The sequence below is a fragment of the Neoaquamicrobium microcysteis genome (genome assembly GCF_008180155.1).
GTDB classification, from domain to species: Bacteria; Pseudomonadota; Alphaproteobacteria; order Rhizobiales; family Rhizobiaceae; genus Aerobium; species Aerobium microcysteis.
Genome location: NZ_VSZS01000064.1, coordinates 328,219 through 351,674, shown reverse-complemented (window position 1 = coordinate 351,674; position 23,456 = coordinate 328,219). Strand labels below are relative to the sequence as shown.

Here is a 23,456-nt window from a genome sequence, read left to right as displayed (position 1 = left end):
CCGGTTCCGGATTTCTGTCTCATCTTCGCTCCTTTGAAAGGCTACGATGAACCAGAAATCCTCCGTTCTCAGTTAAGCCGATTTGGTCCCATCAGTGCTGACGCCGGACAGAACGCTCTGGCGATATCCTCGGCGTGGACGATCGGCCGCCAGGGCGTGCCGTCGGACTTCATGTGGATGCGCCCGTCGGACACCGCGCCGGCGACGAGGTTGTTGAGCACGATGTCGAAGCGAATACGCGGCGAAAGCCCGTAGGCGGTGGCCGGTCGGAAGAAGACCGGACAGAAGCTGTCGTCGGCCAGAGGGGCGATGTCGCGCTCTGCCATGACCTTGGAACGCCCATAGGCTGTCACCGGGGCTAGCGAACCGGTCTCGTCGATGAGTTCGGCGCTGGACTGCCCGTAATTGCTGCACGACGAGGCAAACAGGAACCGCTTGACGCCGGCCGCCTTTGCCATGCGTGCGACACGGACGCTGCCCCGATGGTTGATGTCGTAGGTGATCTCCGTATTGAGATTGCTGAGCGGATCGTTGGACAGGGCAGCTAGGTGGATGACGGCATCCTGTCCCTCGAAATCGCGCGGTTCGACGTCGCGCACGTCCTTGCGGATGTGCGGCACCCACGTCTGCTTCAGTTCGCAGTCATAAGTGCACCGCTCGTAGAGATCGCTGTCGAGCCCCGTGACCTGATGCCCGCTTTCGATCAGGCGCGGCACCATTACCGAACCGAGATAGCCCTTGTGACCGGTCACGAGTACGCGCATGGTTTTCCGCCCCTGCAGGTTGAAGTCGTTGCAGGCTAGGCGGTTCGCGCTCTGCAAGGCGATATGCTCGATCGGATGAGAAGGCGGGCGGGCTGCGCCTCGACTCCACCAAATGGGTGTGTGCTCCACCCTTTTGCGCCTGCCCTGCCCCGGTGAAGCCTCGAATGGAGCGCTTCGCGAGCGGGCGCTTGCGTTTCAGACTGGCAACGATTGAAACCGGTAAGACCGCCATGGCAAGCGCCCACCCCCCGATCCCACTCCAAGAAGCGTTCTGGAACAGATGGGCCGTCGAAGCGATCGGCAAGGGCAACGAGGAAATTTCACTCCGGCAGGCGCGGGTCATCACCGGCTGGCTGCGGGAATTGGGCGCGAGCGATCTCGACATTCTGGAGGTGGGGTGCGGGGCAGGGTGGTTCTGCCCTCAGTTGCGCCCGTTCGGCCAGGTGACCGGGACAGACCTGTCGGCCCGGCAGATCGACGGCGCACAGCAGCGCTTTCCCGATTGCCGCTTCGTGGCCGGCGATTTCATGAGCCTCGAACTCGAGAGGGAACGCTACGACGTGGTGGTGACGCTCGAGGTTCTGGCGCATGTCGCCGACCAGCCCGGCTTCGTCGCCAGGATCGCTGAACTGCTGAAACCGGGCGGCCTGCTGATGCTGGCGACCCAGAACCGCCCGGTGCTGGAGCGCCACAACCGCATCAGCCCTCCTGGCGCCGGCCAGATAAGGCGATGGGTGGATGCAGAGGAACTGCGCTCGCTGCTCATTCCGCGCTTCGATGTGATCGAGCTGAAGTCCGTGACGCCGCGCGCCAATCGCGGCCCGATGAGGCTGGTGAATTCGCGCCTGCTCAATCGGCCGGTGCGGGCGCTTCTGGGCGACCGCTTCGAGGAGTTCAAGGAACGGCTTGGCCTCGGCTGGACGCTCATGGCGTTGGCCAGAAAGCGCGTCGGCTAGAAATTCATTCGGCAGTGACCAGAAGCACCCAGTCGGAATAGCCGGCCTCGTTCAGCGTCGACGGCGGCATGAGCGACGCCGCCACGGGCACCGCATCATGAAAGCGGCCGCTGGACGGGTCATACCATCGCGCAAGAAAGGAAGCTTTCGCCAGCGCGTTCGTGTCGAACGTCAGCTCGCCGGCATTCACCACATAGGAAAGGGCCCATGAGCCATCGCGGGCGATCGCCGTGAAGGCGCGCTCGGTATCGCCTCGCAACGGACCGTCGCCATCGACGGGCTTCAGGGCCCACCATTCGACGCCGTCGAACAGCCGCTTCAGATGCGTCATGGAGACCGCGCCGCGGCTGGAAAGTTCTTCCATCCAGGTCGCATCGACCTGGTAGATGCCCGGACCGCTGAAATGCCATATCGGGTTGTTGCCGTAGATCTGACCCGCGGCGCCAGCCAGCAGCGCGCCATAGGCTGCCTGCCTCAGCGACTGTTCGGTCGAACCGTGTTCGCCTTCATAGGCCGTTTCCAGCATCACGATCGGCCTGCCGACATCCATGTTCCAGCGTTCGAGCACGAGGCCGTGGACGTTGCCGTAGGTGTAGACCGTTTCCAGGTCGAGCCAGTCCGCACCCTGCCACAGTACCGCCGGCATATCGTCGGGGCCGCCGTGGACCGTGGCCAGATGCGTGTCGCCTCCATCCGCCAAACCGTGGCGGACGGCTTCCAGAAGCGCGCGATCGGCGGGCGTGTAGTCGCCGCCGTGCAGCCAGACGATGTTATCAAGGTTGCCGAAACGCTGCGCCAGGTAACGGCCATATTCGCGCAACGCGTCGGGCCCCGCAGCCTGCATATCTGCGTACCAGCCCTCGCCGCCGCCGTTGAATCCCATATAGGCGGGCGTGAGCATGACGGTGAAGCCTTCTTCCTGCGCACGGGCGAGAACCCATTCGGCGTGGTCGAAATAGCGATCGTTCGGCTCGATGAAGGCCGCGCCGAGGAAGGGCCGCTCGCCATAGGCGTTGGCGGGCGCGTTGGTTGCGAACTTGTATTCGATGAGCGAAGCGACCAGCGTGTTGAAGCCGCGCTCACGCCGGTCGGCCAGGTAGTGGTCGACCTCGTCGCGCGTCAGTTCCGCGATCAGCGCCCATGCGGTGTCGCCGTGGATGAGAAACGGCCGGCCCTCCGCATCGATGAGGTGGGTTCTGTCGTCGCTGACATGCAATGGATAGGTTGCAGTTTGAAACGCATGAGCAACGGGCATCGCCAACAATATGGAAAGCGCGAGAAGCGCGCTGCGGAGCGCCCTCATCGCACCGCCTGAAGGAAAGTTGCAGGCAAGTGCTCCCCGTGGTTGAAGCGCCGGAAGACCGGTTGAGACGGGCGACCAACAATATAGCGCTCGGGCCCTTCCGCCAGCGCGCGCGCATAGATCTCGAGCGCACCGGCGAAAGCGTCAACCGTGAAGGCGATGTCGGCATCCTCGTGCGCATAACTCACGACGAGGGATGGCGCCAGCACGCCACGCCGGATGAGTTCCTGCAGGAACAGGGTGCGGAAAACCTGCGAAGGCCGCCGGTCGGCATCGAGCGTGGCAAACGCGAGGCAGCAATCGCGGCCGGTGACCCTGAAGTAGTCCTGAAGACCCTGCTGGGCGATCGCCTGCCCGATGCCTTCGCGCAGGCTTTGTCCCTGCCTGTACAGATGCTCCACCACCGGCCGGTCGCGGTACGTCGTCATGGTTGCGATGGCAGCTGCGAGCGCGTGGGTCTCGGCGCCATGCGTCGTTGAAAGCAGAAATACCCTGGGACGATCGGCATGATCGAGCCCGCCCAGCCGCATGAATTCGCGCTTGCCGGCAAGCGCCGACACAGAGAAGCCGTTCGCAAGCGCCTTGCCGAAGCACGACAGGTCCGGCGTCACGCCGTAGAGCGTCTGAGCGCCGCCTGGATGCCAGCGAAAGCCGGTGATCATCTCATCGAAGATCAGAAGCGCGCCATTGGCGTGGCATACACGCAGCATGTCGCGCAGGTAGTTTTCGGGCGGATCGCTGTCGCGCGTCGGCTCCATGATGAGCGCGGCTATGCGCCCGGGATGGCGGGCGAACAGTTCTTCCACTGCGGCCAGATCGCCGTATGGGAATGTCACCGTCAGTCTGCGTACGGCTTCCGGAATTCCGCTGTTTACCGGCGTCGTGCCGATGAACCAGTCGTCGGTCGAAAAGAACGGGTGATCGCCGCAGCAGGCGATGAGATCGCGCCCGGTATAGGCGCGGGCCAGGCGCACCGCGCCCGACGTGGCGTCCGAACCATCCTTGCAGAACTTGACCATTTCCGCCCCCTTTACGAGGCCCAGAAAGGTTTCGGCGCATTCCACCTCGATGCTGTGCGGGCGGGTGAAGTTGCTGCCTCCAGCCATTGCGCGAGTGGCCGCCTCAACGACAGGCGCAAAGGCATGGCCGAGGCCTACGGCGCGGTTGCCCATGCCGTATTCGACATATTCGTTGCCATCGACATCCCAGACCCGGCAGCCCAGCCCGCGCGCGACAAAGCCGGGGGACAGCACCGGATACTGGTCGTCGCCCTTGGCATAGGTGTGCGCGCCGCCGGGGATAGCCTCATGGGCGCGGCGGCGAAGCGCCTCGGAGCGGGAGAAGTCGCTGATATCCATGCTAGACAGATCCTGCCGATATCCTCGGAGAAAAACGCTCGCGCGCGACCCTCAGCCAGTTCTTGACGGGGGCAGGCACGTAGCGGCGCATGCCTGGGCCCATGCCCGCCGGCAGCGACCAGTCGCGCAGCGCGAGCGGCGGCGCCACGGCCGGACGCTCCCGTTCCAGCGTTCTCACCAGCCGCGCATAGGCGGACGCCATGCGAGGAAGGCCGAAGTCCTCGACGACGCGTTCACGCGCGTTGGCCGAGAGCGCCTCGACCATATCGGGATCGCGCGCCATCCAGTCGATCTCGCGTGCTGCCCTGCGCCAGTCGCCTACAGGAAACAGGAGGCCGGAGATGCCGTTTTCGACGATCGTGTCGGTGACGCCGGAAATCTGCGAAACCAGCGGAATGCAGCCTGCGGCCATGGCCTCCAGGATCGTGAGGCCGAAGCCCTCGAAGCGGGACGGCATGACAAGCACATCGTGCGCGGCGAAGACGGCGCTGACCTTTTCCGGCGGTATCGGACCGAGAAGCCGCACCCGCTCGCCGAACGGGCGCAGCATCTTGGCCAGTCGCTCCACGTCCGGACCTGCGCCAGCGACGGTCAGCGTGACGGGCGCGGTCACCGTCCTCATGATATCAGCCAGCCAGAAAACGCCTTTCGACGAATCTTCCACCCGCCCGAGATAGATCAACCGCAGGGGCCTCTCGGCGGCGCCGCCTCGCGTAGCCGGCGCATGCGGGCCTGCCTCAATGGCGTTGGGAATGGCGTGGGTGCGCGCCGCATCGAAGCCGTGACGTGCCACGAGGTCGCGCCGGCACCGCTCCGACACCCCCACCGTCGCGTGAACATGGTCGCGCAGCGAGCGTGCGGCCGCGTAGGTGCCGGGTGTGATGTTATGCACGATCATCATGCGCAGCATGTCCGAGGGCAGGTAGCGTACCAGGTTCATCTGCACCTTGTCGGCCAGCACGTTGACGAAGACGCCGTCGAACGCGTGCTCGCGAAGTGCCGTCATCATCACGCGCGCCTGATCTCGCTCGCTGTCGCAGCTCTCGGTGTGCACGAGGAAGCCGCTGTGCGACATGTCGGGAAGGAGCGGCGCGACGCCGTCGGACGTGAGCCCCATCCACTCGACATCGATCCCGTGCGGATGGAGCCCGTCGCGAAGCTGACGGAAAAGCGTGTATGTTCCGCCCAGATGCGGCTTGACGAAATATGCGAGCCTCACGAAGCCACCTCTCCCCCGGCAATCGAACAGTCACCAAACCCGCATGCTATGGGAAACCGGCAGTCCACCCATCCCCGCAATCGGTGAGACGCCGCTGCCACCTTCTCGGGTACGTGCCGCCCATAGGGATAGTCCCTTTGGCTGAGCATCCCTCCGAGGGCGTAGCCCGAAGACGGGATCATGCGGAGATCACCGAAATGCGTACTGGTTTCCCTTCGCGGTCCCGCCTATGCCAGAGCCGCACAAGCTCTCCCGAGGCCAGCATGAAGATTGCGCTTTTCGGACAGTTCGGCTGCGGCAATTCCGGCAATGACGGATCGCTGCAGGCGATGGTGGAATTGCTGCGCACAACGGTACCCGAGGCCGAGCTGGTATGTGTGTGCCCCGCACCGGATCAGGTCGAGGAAGATATCGGTATAGCGGCGATCTCAAGCTTCCGCGCCGAGGGAGGCAGCGAGGTCTTCCAGACCCTAGACCGGTTGCTTCTGAGATTGCCGGGCAGGCTGCTGAACCTCTTGTATCCGCTGGCGCCGCTACTGGGCACCGACCTCGTGCTCGTGCCGGGCACGGGCTTTCTCGACGACTTCCGGGAAATGCCTATGGGATGGCCGTTCATGATTCTTCGGTGGAGCATCGCATCGAGGCTTGCGGGTGCCAAGCTGGCCTTCGTCAGCATCGGGGCGGGACCTATCCGGCATCCCCTATCGCGCCGGTTCATGGCGGCGGCGGCAAGGTTATGCCACTATCGGTCCTATAGGGACACGCAATCGCGAGACTTCATGACCTCGCTTGGTGTCGGCAACGCGGATGACGAGGTCTATCCCGATCTCGCTTTCGCGCTTGGCACACCGCCCGCCTCGCCGCCGCAGGATGCAAAGGCGCTCCGCGTCGGCGTGGGTGTCATGTCCTATGCGGGCTGGATGCGAAACGGCGGAGAAGGCATCTACGAACGCTACCTGGACAAGCTCGTCGCCTTCATTCGCTGGCTGCGCGGCCAGGGGCACGACATAAGGTTCCTGACGGGTGACGTGCAGGATCAGCAAGCTCTGTGGCAGATCATAAAGCGGCTCGAGAACGACCCGCCCTGCGACACGGATTCCACGGTAACGATGCAGCCGGCGGGCACGCTACAGGAGATCATGCGCGAAATCGCCCAGACCGACATCGTCGTCGCAACGCGATTTCACAACGTCGTCTGCGCGATGAAGCTTTGCCGCCCCGTCATCTCGCTCGGCTACGCCGACAAGAACGAGGCCGCCCTCAACGACGCCGGGCTGGCAGGCTATTCGCAGCATGTCGAACACTTCGACCTCGAATTGCTTAAGGACCAGTTCGTTCGGGCTTGCCAGAACCGGCACGCGATAGCGCAAACGCTGGCGGCTGCGAGAGCCCGCTACGCGGCGCGGCTGGTCGCGCAGGCCGAAGTGGTTGCAAGGCTGCTGCCGCGCGGACCAAGATCCACGACCGGCGGCAGCACCAGCCATGCCGCTTATGACCGCAATCTCAGCGGGAAACCCTACCCACACGCGGGCGGCGACGCCGGGTGAACGTCTCGCGCAACGTGGCGACGATGCGCTGGTTCGCGTCCCCGCGCGCCAGCAGCCTGCCCAGCGGCGGCAGGATGGCGAGCGACGGCCGGCGGGTGAATGCAAATCCCAGAAGTTCGCGAACGCCAGGTTCGCCGCGCAGGAAATGCGAAACGGCGCACCAGTAAGCGCGTACGGCAAGGCTTTCGCGCGCGAGCTTTTGAAGGCGGTCAGCTTCCGGAAGCGTGCGGCCTTCATTGGAGAAGAAGGACACGAACGCCTTCTCCATCTCCAGATTCCACTGATGGACGTTCGTGACGGCGGCCGACTGGTTGCCTGCGTGAATGCGGGCGAGCACCTGCACATCATCGAGCCGAGCGACGTTGCCTGAGCGCGCGAGCCGCATCCACATCTCCACATCGTCTGTATGCGGCAAATCACTTCGATAGTGCCCCGCCCGCTTCTGCGCCGTTGTGCGCACCACGGCGGTTGGCCCGCCAACCGGACTGCGCCCGGTGCGACAGAACTGCTCCAGAAACGCCGGGCCGCCCAATATCTCGCATGCCCCCGTTTTGGCTGCTTCGTCACCAGCTGTCACATGGTCGGGGCCAATGAACGCGGTTTCGCCGAACACCATGTCGATGTCCGCCCGCGCGTCCATGACCGCGATGGCGCGGGCAAGAGCGCCGGGCGCCAGCATGTCGTCGGCACAGAGGATCGCAAAATAGTCCGCCTGCGCCCATTCTATGCCCTCGTTGAAGGAGGCGTGTGCCCCAAGGTTGCGTTCACGCAGGCGCAGTTCGATCCTGGGGTCCGCCGCGGCGCGGCGCCGGGCTATCGCCTGGCTGGAATCGGTCGAGGCATTGTCGATCACCAGAACACGAAGCCGCTCGACGCCCTGCGTCAGGATACTGTCGAGACAATCGTCGAGATAGCGTCCGTAGTTGTAGTTCGGCACGGCGATATCGATGCTGCCCATCGGTTCACCCTCGCCCGGCATCTTCGACCGCCGCGCCAAGCGGCTGTTCCTCGTTGGCTGTGCGGCGCGATTGCCAGGCCGCCACGATCTCACCCAGCACCGGATGCGCCATTGCCCGGACGCCGGCAAGCCAGCCGCCGGCAGCCAGAAGCAACACGATCGCGACCTCACCGGCGTTGAAGACGAGGTCCGGGCGATGCCACAACGCGAAGCCGATCGGGCCGGAAAGCGTCGCGACGGTGACGAGGGCGCTCCTGCCGACGACCGCCGCAAAGTCGCGCCACGCAAATTGCACGACGCTGCGCGCAAACCACAGCGCCAGGACCATCTCCAGCGGAATGGCGACGAATTGGCTGTATGCCATGGCCTTCAGCCCGAAGGGGCTCGCCGAGCAGATCACGACGGCCGCGATCAGCTTCGACATCAGGTTCTGCGTGAAGGCCGATTTGTTTCTGCCGTTGGCCATGAGCAGAGGATGCGTCAGGATGACCGGGAAGAAGAAGAGGCTGGCAACGCCCACGATGCGCACCAGCGGGACCACCTGCAGCCAAGCGCTGCCGAGAACCGCCAGCACCAGCGGCTCGGCTAGCAGCACCATCAGGAACAGTGCGGGCCAATAGACCACGGTTATGAGGCCGATGACATGCATGTAGATGCGGCCGACATCGTGCCCCAAGCGCACATGCAGGGATAGTGCGGGAAAAGCAATCGCGAAGACCGAGCCGAGGAGCAGGCGGTCGGGTATCGAACAGACCGCATTCAGACGGTTGTAAAGGCCGACATCGGCCATTGGCATGAAGCGGCCGAGCACCAGTTGCGGAATGGCATCGTAGATGCGGTCGACCATGCCGGAGGCGCCGCGAAAACGGCCGAAATCGACGATCACCCGCCACGAAGCCAGTGTCGGCCTGCGCGGGAACGCTGCCGGTCGCAGGATCGTCGCCATCGCCGCGGTAACGCAGGCTGCGGCCAGGTTGCCCCACGCATAGCTCATGAACCCGAACCCCTTCGCTGCCAGAACGACGGCGACGAGGGCCATGGCCAGCAATGCTGCGATGCGGATCATCGCGGTGCCGCCGAAGTTCAAATCACGGCGCAGCAGTGCCACGGCAGGAAACGAAAGGGTCTCGATCAGGGCGGCGACTATCATTACCCTGATGAAGGTCACCAGTTCCGGAGTGCCGTACGCGCGCGACAGCGCGGGGGCAGCCATCAGCAGGCAAAGGCCGAGCAGGCTGGTCACACAAATCAGTATGGTGCCCGAGGTCTGCACTTCGATGCGACGCACCGTAGGGCGCTGGATCAGGAACTCGGCCGTGAAAAACTCGCGCAGAGCGAATGTGATGGCGCATATGCCAAGGCCGATGACGGCGATGCCTATCTGGGATGGAGAGAGCAGGCGTGACAGAGCAACGACGAGCCCGAGATTGACCAACAGCGCGACATATTGCTCAAGCGACGCCATCACGAATGCGCGGCGCACCCGGCTCATGATTCCAGTTCCGTAGACACCAGGTACGCCCCGCTTAAATGCACCCTACACACACTCCAGGCGTCGTCACGACCGTCTTCGCGACCCGAGACGGTCGTGGCGTATGCGGATCGCATCGACCACCTCGCTCGCCTCGATCCATTCCGCACGTCGCGCGCCGCCATGGTCCTGACGAAGGGCGTTGAAGGCATCCTTCAACAGCCCCTGAATATTGTCGTGACCGACCAGCCCCGCCTCCTCCAGTTCAAGCAGCAGCGACTGACAAATGAACAGCGCCGCAAGCCCGAGGGATTTGCTTCCCGCATCGTTGACTGTGTTGTCCATATCCTTCTCGCTTTACAGCTGGCGATACGCCCCGAGCATTCCGCCCGCAGCCAAGGGACGACAAACAGCCGGGGCCAATCTGGCACCTTTGGCTTGCGAGCGCGCGTTCGCCGTTCTGCTACCCTCGCATCCGATTTGCATCGGGCTACGCCTTTTGCAGCATCTCCCTATGGGCGTGCCGAAATGCCCGCCGCCTGACCCCCTCGTTCACCCGCCGGGGCGCCGCAGACCGCCCCAAAACCTGGTCGTCGCCGACCGCCGGTCGCATCCGGTCGAGGAAGCCGGTCCGCGGCGGCGGATACGATTACCCGTGGGGATGAAGGACATAACCCTTTCGAGGCGTGCCGTGCCTGTTTGTCCGAGTGGAGCGCTGGCGGGGGCTGAGTAGAGTCTTTGAAAAGCCTGGCACGTCGAGCGTGCCGGAGATCGTCTTTCCCGAAAGGAGACGGGCTTGCCAAACATATACGCGCATATCCTCAATGCCTTTCTTGCCTCGGTTCTGCTGATAGAGATCATGCGGTGGCTTGCCCCCCAGCTCCAGCTCGTGGATCTGCCCGATGCGCGCAAGCGCCACGATGGCGAAATCCCGCTGTGCGGCGGCTTGGCCATCTTCACAGCCTTCATGCTCACCGGCATCGGGTTCGGACCGCGATACGGCATTCCGTGGAACATGGAGACGGGCCTCGGGCTTCTGGTCCTGATCGGGCTGGCCGACGATCGCTGGCAGCTGCGTGCCACGACACGGCTGATGGCCGAGTTCGGAGCCGCCCTGCTTCTCGTTACGGCCGCAGGGCCGTTCCTTCTCAATCTCGGCACCTTCCTCGACGTGCAGTTCCTGCTTGCGCCGATCGTCGGCATGACGCTCGCGGTCGTCTTCCTCGTCGGAACGGTCAATTCCATCAACATGCTCGACGGCATTGACGGGCTGGCGGGCGCCAGCACCGGAGCCGCGCTGTTCTGGCTCGCACTGATCGCAGACCGGCTGGGCGAGATGGACCTCATGCTTCAGGCTCTCACACTGCTGGCGGCCACCATCGGCTTCCTCGTCTTCAACATGCGCCACCCCTGGCGCGTGCGGGCGAGCGTCTTTCTCGGTGATGCCGGTAGCCACATGCTGGGCGCGGCGCTGGCCTACTTCGTCATCAGGCTTTCGACGGGCGAGAACGGCATGGCCTTCGTCACGGCGCTGTGGATCCTGGTCCTGCCATTGACCGACACGCTGAGCCTGATGGTACGCCGCACGTGGGCCGGAAAGAGCGCCCTGGCGCCGGACCGGCAGCATCTGCATCACCTGCTTGTCGATCGCGGGCTGTCCCATACCGTGACGGCCGCACTTCTGGCAGGCGCCAGCACATTGTGCGGCGCAATCGGCTATCTCGGTTTCGTCGCGGGGATTGCCGACAGCACCATGGCGATCGGCCTCATGATTCCCGTGCTCCTGCACTGCATCGTCGTCTGGGCCCTGTCGGGGAACTCGGCCCGCGCCGGCGTACGCCTGTACGGCCAGCCGCGTATTCCTTCGATCGGGGACGGACAATAATGAACATGCTGGCAACACCGCCGCTCGCGCGCAGCAACAGCGACGCCGAGGTCAGACCCGGCGTCTCGGCCCTCATCATGACCTTCAACGAAGAGGACAACCTGCCATCCTGCCTCGCATCGCTGACATGGTGCGACGACATCGTGGTTCTGGATTCATTCAGCACCGACCGTACGGTGGAGATAGCGAAGGCGGCCGGCGCACGCGTGGTCCAGAACGCATACACGACCGAGAATGGCCAGCGCATGTATGGCCTCACCCATGTCCTCTTCAAACATCAGTGGGTCTACACACCGGACGCCGACGAGGTCACGCCCGACGATCTGCGCGATGAGATGCTGGCCATCGCGCGCGACCCGAGCCGGCCGGAAGCCTTCTTCAAGGCGCGCTACAAGAACATGTTCATGGGCAAGTGGATCAGGCACGCAAGCCTCTATCCGACCTGGATCACGCGGCTGGTCAGGCCCGACAAGGTGCGCTTCGACCGGGAGGTCCATTCCGTCTGCTCGTCCGACATGCCGGGTGGCGAGTTGCAGGCGCATTTCATCCACTACAGCTTCAACAAGGGTCTTCACGCCTGGTATGACAAGCACAACCGTTACTCCACGGTGGAGGCGGAGCTTGCAGCGCTGAACCCGCCGCCGCTGGTTCATCTGGCCCAGATATTCAGCCGGCGGGCCGACGTGCGGCGCCGCGGGCTGAAGGCGCTGGTGACGCGGCTGCCGTTCCGGCCGACGCTGCGCTTCATCTACATGTACGTGCTGCGCGGCGGCTTCCTCGACGGCTGGCCGGGCTACGCCTATTGCCGCCTGATCTCCGGCTACGAATTCATGATCGTGCTGAAGACCGAGGAATTGCGGCGACGCGAGAGAGGATTGCGGATCTGATGGCCGCGCAGCCAGCACAGGGGCATGCTCCGGCGCGGCATATAACACGGAAGGTTCTGGTCCTCATGCTCCTCTTGTCGACCCTTCTGGTCGGCGCGCATCTCGCGCTGGTCGCGCTGTCAGAGCAGTTCGTGACGGTGCGCGGAGACATGAAGCCCGCCGATGTCATGATCGTTCTCGGTGGCGACGGGCCTTCACGCGCGTTCAAAGCGAGGGAGCTGTGGCACAGGGGACTGGCGCATTCCGTGATCGTTTCCGGCGACGGCGACTGCGACTATATCCGGGACACGCTGGTGGAGGGCGGCGTGCCGGCCGGCGTCGTCACGACCGAATGCCTGTCGGGCAGCACGCGCGAGAACGCGCGCTTCTCGACGCCGCTTCTCGCTGCGGCCCAAGCCCGTTCGGCTATCCTCGTGACGAGCTGGTTTCATACGCGCAGGGCGATCGCAACATTCGCTGCGGCCTGCCCAAGCATCACCTTCACCGCCATACCCAGCGAACCGCCGACAACGCTGTTCGAAACCGCGTTCGGCCATTACGGGCCAGCCATCGCCAAGGAGTATGCGAAGCTGGCGCTCTACAGGTTGCAGGATGCGAGCCAGGACCCGTGGCCAGATGGCGGCCGGCCGGAATGGTGCGAAGAGGGCCGCGAATGACGTGGCCGCTGGCATGGATGCTTTTCGCGCTGGTGCTGTGGCTGCTCAGCACCGGCCTCGTGCGTACCGAGCGGGCCTACGAGTTTCCTTTTCTTGCAGGGCTGATGGCATTTTCCTTCCTGCTTCCGCAAATCCCTTCCGTCGCCGGCGATCCGGCGGTCACCGAGGCGGCCTTTACCAAGACGCTGGCGATGACGCTGCTGTGCCTCGTGATGCTGTGGCTAGGCTGGGGCAGCCGGCGCGCGCCTATCTCCTTCTTCGAAGACACGTTTTCGGAGAAGCGTCTGCTCAACGCCGCTCTGGCCATGTCGCTCATCGGTGCCTTCTTCTTTTTCCAGCTCAGCCGCATGTCGAACGAACTGACGGTCGGCGTCCAGATGTCTGGAACAGGCGTGGCATACCTGTTCTTCGCCAGGCTCATGATCTACGGCTTGGCCATAGCGACGCTATGCTATGCACGCAGGCCGAGCCGGTTTGCCGGCTTCATAATCCTGTTCGACCTGTTCTTCTGCATCGACCGTATTCTCGTCACGGGAAAGCGGGGCGAAGCGCTCGAGATCGTCATCATCTTCGCCCTGTCGTTCTGGTTTCACCGCGGGTGGAAGCCGCCGCGCTCGGCACTCGTCGCCATGATCCTCGCAACCACGCTCGTCATGAGCAGCCTGAGCGACTATCGGCAGATCACGCGTGAGGATGAGGGCTTCGACATCACGCGTATCGCGCAGATCGACCTTGTGGAGAATTTTCAGGAAATGCTGGCCTCGGGCGGGCTTGAACTACGCAACGCGGTACAGCGCATCGAGCAGATCGACCGGAGCGGCGAATTCGACTATGGCGCGGTGCACTGGAACCGCCTCGTCTTCGCCTTCGTACCGGCCCAGATCGTCGGGACTCCGACTAAGGCCGCACTCTACCTGCCGGTGCCCCTGCCCCCGCGGGACTACCTTCCGCCAACGGGCACGACCGAAACAGGCATGGTCGATGCCTTCCTGTCGTTCTGGTATTTTGGAGCGCTGAAGTTCTTCCTGCTGGCCTATGTGCTGAGTCGCGTGTGGGCCTCGGCCAATGCCGGCTCGACCACCGCCCAGATCGTCTACATGCTGAGCGTCGTTCCCGCGATGCACGCGATTTCACACATCACCGACTGGGTCCTGCAGGTCTGGGTGCACATGCTCGTGTTCCTGATGCCGGCGCTGCTGCTGGCCGCCGCGCGCAGACGCCGTCCGAGACGATGGGGGACACCAGCGATGGAGCTTCGCGCATGACGCAGCATCTCGACATAGACGGGCTGGCCCGAGGCGCCGGCAGGCGCTCTCCGCTCACGGGAGGCGCGACCTTCGGCCTGCGCCACCGGCTCGCGCGAGTTGCGTGGTCGGTCTGCTGGCTGATGTTCGCGCGCTGGACGCCGCCGCAACTTCACGCGCCGCGACGTTGGGTGCTGCGCGCCTTCGGGGCGGATATTCACCCCACCGCTATCGTGCGCAGCAGCGTGCGCATCTGGTGGCCGGGCAACCTGCATATGGGAGCACATGCCTCGATGGGGCCAGGCGTGGTCTGCTACAACGTCGCCCCCATCTCCATCGGAGATTTCGCGATCGTCTCGCAGCGTGCGCATCTGTGCACCGGAACCCACGACGTGGACGACCCGGCCTTCCCGTTGCGCGCACGGCCGATCAGCATCGGCAGGCGCGGCTGGGTAGCCGCGGAAGCGTTCGTCGGACCCGGTGTGCGCGTGGGCGAAGGCGCGGTGCTGGGCGCACGCGGCGTGGCCTTCCGCGACCTTGGCGACTGGATGATCTACAGCGGCAACCCGGCGGTCGAGCGACGCAGGCGCAGGGTGCACAACTGAGAAATAGACGAGCGGAAGCTATCGTTCGGCCGAACGTGGCATGGTGGCGTAGGCCTTCAGGCTCTCCTCGGCGATGACCGGCCAGGTGAAGCGCTGCTCGACGAGCGCGCTGCCTTTGCGGCCCATGCGGCGGGCGCCCAGCGGATCGCCCAGGACGGCAGACAGAGCCTCGGCAACTGCTGCCGCATCGAGATCGACGACGATGCCCGCACCTTCAGTGGCGACTTCCGGAAAGTGGCATTGTCTGGATACGACCACCGGCACGCCGCACGCCAGCGCCTCGGTGATCGCCACGCTGAACCCCTCCTGCCGGCTGGGCAGGCAGAAACAGTCTGCGCCGCGGAGCGCGGCAATCTTGTCGGGCCCGTACAGCCCACCCACCATATGCACTCTGCTTCCCAACCCAGCCGCCTCGACGGTTCGCCGGAAAGCCTCGCCCGCCCCGCCTTCGGGACCGGCCACGACCAGATCCACATCCGGCCACTGCGAAGCGATGCGCGCGAAGGCGTCGGCGAGCACGTCCAGCCCCTTCTTGTAGTGCAGCCGCGAGAGGAACAGGATGTAACGACGGCCCCGCAGAAGCGTATCCAGCGGCGCCTGGCCGGCACGCCGCACCGGCGCAATCTCGTCCAGGAAGACTCCGTTGGGTATGATCCGATCGGAGGCTTTGAGCCGCAGGGGCATCATGATGTCGGCCTCATCCCTGTTCAGCACATGAATGAAGGCCGCTCCGTCCAGCATGCGCCGATACCCGAGCGCCAGCGCCAGCCGCTTCTTCCACCGCTTCTGTGCAAGGCTCCACGTGTCGAGCATGCCCGCCGGTGCGACGCAGTAGGGAATCCCGGAGGTTCTGGACACGATTGCCGCCTGCCGCAGGATCGGCTCCCACACACCGTGGATGTGGACGGCGTCGGCCCCGGCGACGATCTCGGCCAGAGGCCGGCGCGTCGCGCGTGCAAACAGCCTGTCGAGCCCGGCCGGCAGCGGCAGATAGTGGAGGCGGACCCGTTTGAGGCCGGGCACGTCTTCCAGCGCCTGCTGGATGCGGGGGCCGGCATCGACCTCGTCATGGGCGACGATATGAACCGCCTGGCCGAGTCCTCCCTGCGCGGCCGCCAGACGCATCGCCACCGCCGGCACGCCGCCGCGCGCCGGATCGAGCGAGGCGATGACGTGCACGATCTTCATGGCCGGGTGCCTCTCCGTCACGGGCCGTCGGAAAATGGGTGAAAGCACCTGAACCATCGCGTCACGACGCCTGTAACGGATGCAACTGCCGTCGCATCACCGGCGCAAGTGCGGCCATCAACCGATGACCGTAGGCTTCGACATCGAAATCGGCCGCCCGCTCACGCGCATTCGCACCCATCCATTGCCGCAATTCGAGATCGCCGGCGAGTTTCTCAATCCGCTCGCAGATCGCATCGACGTCGCCGACCGGGCAGATGAAGCCGTCGATCCCATCGCGCACGACGCTGCCGGCATTGTGGGTGGTGACGACAGGCAGGCCGGCAGCCAACGCCTCATAGATGACCGTCGCAGATCCCTCGCATACGGACGGGAGCAGGAACATATGCGCCCAGCGGTAGTGGGTGGCGAGTTCGGCACGCGGCACCTGACCGACGAGATCCAGTGCCCCGGAAAGCTCGCTTCGCCTTGCTTCGGGAAGGTGAGCGGCCGGACCTACCAGACGGAAGCTCGCCATGCTGGCCATGCGGCCTGCGGCGGCCAGTACGTAGGGCGTGCCTTTGCGAAGTCCGACGCTTCCGACGGTAAGCACACGAATCCGGCCCGGCAACGCCGGTCGGTTTTCCGCGGCAAGCAGCGGAGCATCGACGCCATAGGGCACGACCACGCACTTCTCGACTGGCCCGCCGGCCTGGGCGATGCCGTCACGCACGAAATCGGAGGGACAGATCACTACATCCGCCTGGGCCCATTCTGCCTCCTCTCGCCTTGCGTAGTCAGCCGCCAGCCGGTTTGCCTGCGGCGGTGGCTCCCAACCGGGATGCCGCTCGTGCTCAAGCGCCACCAACCTGTCGGCTACGGATCGCGGAGCGATCACCTGCTCCACCGCCGTCCACAGTCCCGCGCGGCGCGCCGCGGCCAGTTGCTCAAGGCACTCGCCGCTCATGCCATAGACGCCCCCCGCATTGCCGAAACCGGCAGCAATTACCGCGCGCGAGAAATCTTCGCCGGCCCGGAGCGCGACTTCCGTGTCCACGGCCGCCGACGATGTCATCATCCGCCTGAGTGCGGCACGAAGACCGATGCCTTCGAAGCAGCGTATCTTGTGTGCCGGAATCCCCGCCGGAACACGCCCCGCCAACCGCCTGAGCGAGGCCGGCAGCACGGAGCGTGGAAGCGCGTTCAGCGTGCGGGGCCAGCCCCTGGCCGCGCAGATGTCGGTGTTGAGCGTTTCCAGATGCCCCCAACGCTCGAATATGCGCGGCACGGCATAGTGCATGCGTGCGCCGAGCTGGCTGACCATGACCCCGTCAGTCATGTGGCGGTCGCCCGCCTGCCGGGAGCAAGCACGGGCGTCGCTTCGGATGCGAGGCCGGAGACCGCCGCAAGCCACGCATCGACGCCGATGGGCATGGTGTATTCGCTCTCGAACAGCCGCCTCGCCGCGTGCCCCATGGCGGCGCAGCGCGCCGGATCGTTCGCCATACCGGTTATCGAGGCGACGAGCCCGTCGACATCACCCGGCTCGACCGATTCGCCGCAACCATGTCTGCCGACCACGGTGGCCACTTCACCGTCCTGGGCGCCGACGAAGATCGTCGGGCGGCCGGCAGCGAGCACGCCGTAAAACTTGCTGGGGATGACGCAGTGCTCCAGCGCGGGCAGGAGAGACACGATATGCACGTCTGGCAATGAAAGGCTGAAGGGCAAGGCTTCGCTTGGCTGGAAAGGCTGCAATTCGACGTTGGTGAGGTTGCGGCGGGCGACCTCGTCTTCCACGTGCCGCCGCTGCTGGCCCTCGCCGATCAGCAGGAAACGAATATTCGGTTCGTCGCGCAGACGCTCAGCGGCATCGAGCAAGGTCGCGAATTCGTGCGCCCTTCCGAAATTACCGGAATAGCCGACGACGAAACGCTCCCCGAGCCCCCAGCTTCGGCGCAGCGGGTTTTCCGCACGGTCGACGGGGCGGATTTCGTTGCCGTCCGACCAGTGGTGGACGATTGCGGTCTTGTCTTCGCCGCATGCGACCAGGTAGCGGGCCATCGAACCTGTGGGGCAGATGGTGAGCCCGCTCTTGCGATGCGCGCGGTTCCTGAGCCGCTGGGCGAAGGCAGCAAGCCTCGGGAAGCGGGAGAACATGCCAAGTTCAATCGCGGTTTCGGGAAAGAGATCCATCACCCAGTTGACGGGAATGCCGCCACGCAGCGCGATGGGCAGCCGGGCCGTCGCCGAAAGCATCGGCGGATCGGTGCACAGCACGCATACGTCACCCGACCTCGTTGCGGTCAGCATCCACCAGGCCGCCGATGCATGGAACGACAGATAGTCAATCGCGCGGCCGATGAGCTTGCCCCGGCCGAAGGCCGAACCGGCGACGCGATGGATATGCACCCCGTTGACGGTCTCGCTGGCGGGAAGGACGATGTCGGTGCGGTTGTGATGGCGGCGGCTCGCGACGGCATGCACCGTGTGGCCGCGTCTTGCAAGCTGGAAAGCCAGGCCGGACACCATGCGGCTGGTCGCAGACTGATCGGGATAGAAATATCTGTTGGCTATGACGATACGCATGCTGGACCCGGCCGCTCGTGAAACATCGCGAAAGCCTGCTGCAACGGGCACGACTGGGCAACTGACGCTAAAGGATAGTCCTGGGGTGCAAATATTTCCGCCTACCCCATAGGGTGGCTGCCGACGGCCCATTGGCCGCATGCGGGATGTGGCCGGCGCCGGATACTCCTTTCGTCCAGCGCGCCGGAGGTGGTGCTTCTCCCATTTTGCAGGTTCCCTGGAAAAGAAGCGCCAGCCTAGGCTCGCGCAGCAAGGTTCCCTCGGCGCACAGTCTGACAGCGGGCTTGCGACTCCGAAGCCATGCAAACGGGACAACGACACAGGAGTAGCAAGATGGGTGCATTCTCGCGGTTTCCTCTTGCCGGCAAGCGAATCTGGATTGCCGGGCATAGCGGGTTGGTCGGCTCGGCGCTCCTGCGAAGACTATCCGGTCAGCCGTGTAAGTTGCTCGTCGCCACACATGACGAGCTGGACCTTACGCGCCAGGCTGAGACCGCAGCATGGATCCGCGACATGCGGCCCGACGTGGTGATCGTTGCGGCCGCACGCGTGGGCGGAATTCTTGCCAATTCGAAATACCCGGCCGACTTCCTCTACGACAACCTGATGATCGCCGCGAACGTCATGAAGGCCGCCCACGAAAACGGGGTCAACCGCCTCATATGGCTGGGCTCCAGCTGTATATACCCGCGCGATGCAGCCCAGCCCATAAGCGAAGACGCGCTTCTGACCGGGCCGCTGGAGCCGACCAACGAAGCCTACGCGGTGGCGAAGATCGCGGGGTTGAAGCTGGCGCAGGCCTATTCGCGGCAGATGTCGCGCAGCTTCTTCAGCGTGATGCCATGCAACCTTTATGGCCCAAACGACAATTTTCACCCGCAGAACTCGCACGTCATTCCCGCGCTGATCCGCAAGTTTCACGAGGCCAAGGTGGCTGGGGCGCCCCGTGTCACCTTGTGGGGCAGCGGCAGGCCGCTGCGCGAATTCCTCCACGTCGACGATTTGGCGAACGCGGTCGTACTGCTGGCCTCGTGCTACGACGACGAGCAGTTGGTCAATGCCGGGTCCGGTGAAGAGGTTACCATCGCGCAACTTGCCGAGCTCGTGGGCCGTGTCGTCGGCTACGAAGGCAAACTTTCATTCGACACGTCGATGCCCGACGGCACCTATCGGAAGGTGCTCGACTCGAGTCGCCTCAGGGCGCTCGGCTGGAGGCCGCGTATCTCGCTGGAAGAGGGGCTGCGCGCACTCTATGCCGAATGGCTGGCTGCCACCGGCGCGAACGAAGGCACTCGCCGGGAACCCGCCGTGGCGGTCAGTTGACCTCGGCGGTCGCCCGCACAGGGTAGCTCGCTTCCGCCCTGAGAATGTCGCCGGGGCGAATCTCCTCGCGCTCGTTTGCTGCGACCTCCTCGAATCCATCGGCCGCGCGGCGGACGATGGAGTAGGAGATCGTCATGCCCTGCTGACGGCTTATGCCGGAGCCGAGCGACATCGCCACTTCAGTCATCGATGCGGCGAGAGCCTCGTTGCGGGCGCGCTTGCGGGCCAGTTCCAGCTCGACCGTCTGGAGCTGGGCTGCCGCCTCGTTGCGCCGGTCGGTGACGAGCGAGGCCTTGCGCTGCTGAACTACGAGCAGGTTTTGCTTGGCGCGGGCCAAATAGGAACCGAGTTCCAGCGCATCGCGCCGCGTGGCGGAAAGCTGCCGTTCCGTCTCGCGCAGGTTGGAGCGAGAGGTGAGGCCGCGCTTTACCAGCTCGGCCGACGCCTCGACGTCCTCGCCGATCAGCCTGATCTCGTCCTCGTGCAGCACCATGCTCTTGCTGATGCTTTCGATCTCGTCGGAGTAGCTGCGCTCCTGCGCCGACAGCGCCTGCGCCTCTGCGGCGAGGCCGGATTTGCGCAGGGCGAACAATCCCAGCTCGCGCTCGCGGACCCGCTGCTGCACGGCGCGCAAAGCCGGGTCGCTTTGCGGGATGTCCTCCGTCATGGTCTCACTACCGTCGAGCTCTGCCTGCAGACGGGCGCGGCTCGCCTCCAGCCCCAGCATCTGGAGCACGTTGTCGTTGAACTCCTGACGCATGCCGATGAGCTGTAGCGCCGCGCCCTCTCCTGCCTCGTTGACTGCCGTCGAGCGAGCCAGCCCGCCGCCCAGCGCGAACAGCTCGAGCGCGATCATGCCGGGGCGGAAATCGTACCGCCCGGGTGTCTGCACGTCGCCGAGCACGAAGACGGGCGCGTAACGCGCGACGCCTACGGTTACCGACAGGCCCGGCACGAACTCGGCCAGATCATGCGAAAGACGCTCGGCGACCTGGGCAGCAGTCTTGCCAGCAACCTCGACCTCGCCGACCAGAGGATAAGAGATCGTGCCGGTGCCGGATATCTCGTACTGGCCCGACAGCCCTTCTTCGCCGAAGACGGTGATGCCGACCACGTCGCCGCTGCCCAGCTGATATGACGACGGCGCGGATTGGGCGAACGCCGGACCTATGGGAGAGACGAGGAGCGACGTCGCCAGCATCACGCGGACAAGGGTGCGCCGCGGAGCGATCATTTTCATGCGTTTCATCTTGCCAGCCTCACTACGCCGCGAGCAGGGAAAGGGGTGTCGGACGTGCGCACCGCGGCGGGCGCAAAGGCCGTGCCGGGATTGGTCATCGGCTCGAGCTCAAGTTCGGACGCCGGCGCGTCGTAATGGACCATGATGGCTTCCAGTGCCGAGCCCATCGCAGTCATGCGGCGAAAGCCCTCCGTGACCTGCTCGGGTCGATCCTGTCTGTAGTCCACCAGATAAAGCGTGGTGTCTGCCAGCCGGCTAAGCACCATCGCATCATTGCTGATATCGAGCGCCGGCGTGTCGAGCACCACTAGATCGTAATTCTCCCGAAGCCGGGCTATGAAGTTCTGGAACTCCGGCCTGAGAAACAGGCGCTCTGGCGCAACCTTGCCTGCCCTGCCGAACACCAGCCCGGCCTCCGAAGCCGGATCCTTTGTGACGAGTGATCGGTCATCGACGTTGGGATCGAGAAGCCCGTCGAGCCCGGTCGCCGGCCACAGATTGACCAGTTCGCAGAGCTTGGGATTGCGCAGATCCGCCTCGACAAGGACGGCATCGATGCCGGCTGCGGCGGCAGAGCGCGTCAGAGCCAGGGCAAGGGACGTACGGCCCCGACCGGAGGCCGAAGAAGAAACGGCCACGACTGACTTTCCGCGGGCCTGCAGGCTGAGCCTGATGCCAGAAAGAGCCAGACCAAGACGTGACGAGGGGTCGCCGAAGAACCGTATGTCGGCGATCTTGCGGCGATTGATAGCCGGTACGACACCCATGACCGGGATATCCGCGCTTTCCAGCCGCCGCAGCATCCTCAGCCGGCGATCCGTCAACTCGCGCGCAGCAATGCCCAATGCCGCAAGGCACCCGCCAAGGCCGAGGCCGAGCAACAGCCAGTTGGACCGGCGTGGATTGGCGCGCGCTGCCGGCGGTTCCGCGGGAGACACGAGATGAGCCTCCGGCATCTTGAAATTGTCCTGCTCGATGGTCTGCTTGTAGCGGACGAGGTAGCTTTCATAGACCATGCGATTGGCGGTCGCTTCGCGCTGCAGCTGGGCCGCGGTAAGTTCCGCACTGTCTGCGGCGGCGAAATCGGCGTGGGCCGATTTCAGCGCATCCTCGCGCGCCGCGAGACTCTGCACCGCGATCGCCACCTCGTTGCCGAGGCTTTCCACCAGCCGGTTGACCTCAGCTCCGATCTGTTCGCGCAGCGCTTCGCGTTCCGCGGTCAGGCGTTCGATCTGTGCGCTGCGGGTGGCGCCGCTTCGGCGCAGCGAATCGAGCTCACGCTCGACGCCGGCTTCCAGCGTGCGCAGCGACTGGATCGACGTGGAGCCGAGAAATTCGGCCATTGCCGGAATATCGCCGCTCTTGACCAGATCGCGCACCGCGTCGAGCCGGGCCTGGTTGCTGATGAGCGCGGCGCGCGCATCGGCTAGCTCGGCATTGGCTTTCGTCAGCGCCTGGCTTTGCAGCGTGGCGCCGTTGGTCTCAACCAGCCCCTTCTCCTGCCTGTATCGCTGGAGGGCTACCTCGGATTGCTCGAGCTGCGCCCGCAGGCGTATGAGCGTCTGCCCGAGCCAGTCGCTGACGGTGCGGCTCGCGTTGCGCTGGACGTTTATCTGGTGATCGAGATAGGCCTGCGCGAAAGCGTTGGCGACATGCGCCGACAGCTCTGGGCTGGGCGAGGTGTAGGCGATGAAGATCGTGTAGGAACGACCGTCGTTGCGAACGCTGAGGTTGGACAGGAGAATGTCGATCTTGTCGGCCTCGTCCAGTTCCCTCGCCTCGTCGGCAAGATCTGCGTCCTCGTCTGCCTGCGTGCCTAGGCCGACGAAGTCGAGCACGCCCGCCACCGGGGCGGGAAGCGTCCAGCCGGGCACTTCATGGGTCGATATGTCCAGACCCTCGCCCTCGAGCCGGCGCACGACATCTGCCGCCATCATGCGCGATGCGATGATGTCGAGCTGGGTGCGCAGCACCGGGCTGTCCTGCGCCATCGGTGCGATGACGGATTCGTTGGGAATGGGTTCGATGCGCCGCAGATCGAGCACCATGACCGCCTCGGACATGTAGCTTCTGGGCGCATTGAGATAGCCGAGCCCCGCAAGGCAAAGCCCCAAAGCGAAACCCAGCGCCAGCGTGCGGCGCCTTCGGCGAATGATGGCCAACGGGCCCCAGAGGCGGCGCGATACACCGTCGCCGCCGGCATGACGTACTTCTTCAACGATCATATGCAATCCCCGACCGCTATGCGACAACGCGGAACCAATGCCTAGCGGGACGGACGCCC

General features: G+C 64.7%; 18 protein-coding genes and 2 pseudogenes. 8 read left to right on the top strand and 12 right to left on the bottom strand.

What is annotated here, in order from left to right:
- Positions 1 to 101: 101 nt before the first annotated feature.
- A pseudogene (locus FY036_RS15325) lies at positions 102 to 764 on the bottom strand (NAD-dependent epimerase/dehydratase family protein); the annotation flags it as partial.
- A 230-nt stretch (positions 765 to 994) separates the two neighbouring features.
- Here FY036_RS15325 and FY036_RS15320 point away from each other — a divergent pair.
- On the top strand, positions 995 to 1,720 hold the full coding sequence (locus tag FY036_RS15320; RefSeq protein WP_148915604.1) for a class I SAM-dependent methyltransferase: 726 nt from the start codon (positions 995 to 997) through the stop codon (positions 1,718 to 1,720).
- 4 nt (positions 1,721 to 1,724) lie between these two features.
- Here the strand turns inward: FY036_RS15320 and FY036_RS15315 are convergent, their stop codons facing one another.
- From FY036_RS15315 to FY036_RS15305, 3 genes are read right to left on the bottom strand one after another with little or no spacing between them, the layout of a single operon-like run.
- The gene (locus tag FY036_RS15315) at positions 1,725 to 3,023 is read right to left on the bottom strand and encodes an apiosidase-like domain-containing protein (protein ID WP_148915603.1); all 1,299 of its coding nucleotides are present in this window, start codon (positions 3,021 to 3,023) and stop codon (positions 1,725 to 1,727) included.
- Positions 3,020 to 4,381, bottom strand: coding sequence for a glutamate-1-semialdehyde 2,1-aminomutase (locus FY036_RS15310; RefSeq protein ID WP_148915602.1), 1,362 nt, complete (start codon positions 4,379 to 4,381; stop codon positions 3,020 to 3,022). Before FY036_RS15310 ends, FY036_RS15315 begins: the two co-directional genes overlap by 4 nt.
- Before the next feature lies 1 nt (position 4,382).
- On the bottom strand, positions 4,383 to 5,600 hold the full coding sequence (locus FY036_RS15305) for a glycosyltransferase family 4 protein (protein ID WP_148915601.1): 1,218 nt from the start codon (positions 5,598 to 5,600) through the stop codon (positions 4,383 to 4,385).
- A 263-nt stretch (positions 5,601 to 5,863) separates the two neighbouring features.
- Between FY036_RS15305 and FY036_RS15300 the strand changes: the two genes are divergently transcribed.
- Positions 5,864 to 7,147: a polysaccharide pyruvyl transferase family protein gene (locus FY036_RS15300; protein WP_161601142.1), complete on the top strand. Its 1,284-nt coding sequence runs from the start codon at positions 5,864 to 5,866 to the stop codon at positions 7,145 to 7,147.
- Here FY036_RS15300 and FY036_RS15295 read toward each other — a convergent pair.
- From FY036_RS15295 to FY036_RS15285, 3 genes are all read right to left on the bottom strand, one after another.
- On the bottom strand, positions 7,104 to 8,105 hold the full coding sequence (locus FY036_RS15295; RefSeq protein WP_148915599.1) for a glycosyltransferase family A protein: 1,002 nt from the start codon (positions 8,103 to 8,105) through the stop codon (positions 7,104 to 7,106). The two genes, FY036_RS15300 and FY036_RS15295, sit on opposite strands and share 44 nt — an antisense overlap.
- 4 nt (positions 8,106 to 8,109) lie before the next feature.
- Complete coding sequence (locus FY036_RS15290) at positions 8,110 to 9,597, bottom strand: oligosaccharide flippase family protein (RefSeq protein WP_148915598.1); 1,488 nt, start codon at positions 9,595 to 9,597, stop codon at positions 8,110 to 8,112.
- A gap of 66 nt (positions 9,598 to 9,663) precedes the next feature.
- Positions 9,664 to 9,921: a hypothetical protein gene (locus FY036_RS15285; protein ID WP_148915597.1), complete on the bottom strand. Its 258-nt coding sequence runs from the start codon at positions 9,919 to 9,921 to the stop codon at positions 9,664 to 9,666.
- Positions 9,922 to 10,372: 451 nt separating this feature from the next.
- Between FY036_RS15285 and FY036_RS15280 the strand changes: the two genes are divergently transcribed.
- The 5 genes and pseudogenes from FY036_RS15280 to FY036_RS15260 all read left to right on the top strand — a co-directional run bounded on the left by FY036_RS15280 (position 10,373) and on the right by FY036_RS15260 (position 14,853).
- Positions 10,373 to 11,461, top strand: coding sequence for an MraY family glycosyltransferase (locus tag FY036_RS15280; RefSeq protein WP_148915596.1), 1,089 nt, complete (start codon positions 10,373 to 10,375; stop codon positions 11,459 to 11,461).
- A gap of 5 nt (positions 11,462 to 11,466) precedes the next feature.
- Positions 11,467 to 12,392: pseudogene (locus FY036_RS15275) on the top strand (glycosyltransferase family 2 protein); the annotation flags it as partial.
- A 21-nt stretch (positions 12,393 to 12,413) separates the two neighbouring features.
- Positions 12,414 to 13,004, top strand: a complete 591-nt coding sequence (locus FY036_RS15270) for a YdcF family protein (RefSeq protein WP_161601141.1) — start codon at positions 12,414 to 12,416, stop codon at positions 13,002 to 13,004.
- Positions 13,001 to 14,269, top strand: coding sequence for an oligosaccharide repeat unit polymerase (locus FY036_RS15265; protein ID WP_148915594.1), 1,269 nt, complete (start codon positions 13,001 to 13,003; stop codon positions 14,267 to 14,269). Before FY036_RS15270 ends, FY036_RS15265 begins: the two co-directional genes overlap by 4 nt.
- Complete coding sequence (locus FY036_RS15260) at positions 14,266 to 14,853, top strand: LbetaH domain-containing protein (protein ID WP_148915593.1); 588 nt, start codon at positions 14,266 to 14,268, stop codon at positions 14,851 to 14,853. The genes FY036_RS15265 and FY036_RS15260 overlap by 4 nt, the downstream gene beginning before the upstream one ends.
- Positions 14,854 to 14,871: 18 nt before the next feature.
- On the opposite strand, the gene FY036_RS15255 is transcribed toward FY036_RS15260, so the two are convergent.
- The 3 genes from FY036_RS15255 to FY036_RS15245 form a co-directional block, all read right to left on the bottom strand.
- A complete protein-coding gene (locus tag FY036_RS15255) occupies positions 14,872 to 16,041 on the bottom strand; it encodes a glycosyltransferase (RefSeq protein ID WP_148915592.1) in 1,170 nt (389 codons plus the stop codon).
- 61 nt (positions 16,042 to 16,102) lie between these two features.
- Complete coding sequence (locus tag FY036_RS15250) at positions 16,103 to 17,359, bottom strand: glycosyltransferase family 4 protein (RefSeq protein ID WP_148915591.1); 1,257 nt, start codon at positions 17,357 to 17,359, stop codon at positions 16,103 to 16,105.
- A complete protein-coding gene (locus FY036_RS15245; RefSeq protein ID WP_161601140.1) occupies positions 17,356 to 18,609 on the bottom strand; it encodes a glycosyltransferase family 4 protein in 1,254 nt (417 codons plus the stop codon). The genes FY036_RS15250 and FY036_RS15245 overlap by 4 nt, the downstream gene beginning before the upstream one ends.
- Before the next feature lie 333 nt (positions 18,610 to 18,942).
- On the opposite strand from FY036_RS15245, the gene FY036_RS15240 reads away from it, so the two are divergent.
- Positions 18,943 to 19,932 carry a GDP-L-fucose synthase family protein gene (locus tag FY036_RS15240; RefSeq protein WP_148915589.1) on the top strand — a complete coding sequence of 330 codons (990 nt, stop codon included), beginning with the start codon at positions 18,943 to 18,945 and terminating at the stop codon, positions 19,930 to 19,932.
- Here FY036_RS15240 and FY036_RS15235 read toward each other — a convergent pair.
- Positions 19,925 to 21,181, bottom strand: a complete 1,257-nt coding sequence (locus tag FY036_RS15235; protein ID WP_148915588.1) for a polysaccharide biosynthesis/export family protein — start codon at positions 21,179 to 21,181, stop codon at positions 19,925 to 19,927. The two genes, FY036_RS15240 and FY036_RS15235, sit on opposite strands and share 8 nt — an antisense overlap.
- A complete protein-coding gene (locus FY036_RS15230; protein WP_148915587.1) occupies positions 21,178 to 23,397 on the bottom strand; it encodes a GumC family protein in 2,220 nt (739 codons plus the stop codon). Before FY036_RS15230 ends, FY036_RS15235 begins: the two co-directional genes overlap by 4 nt.
- Positions 23,398 to 23,456: the final 59 nt, after the last annotated feature.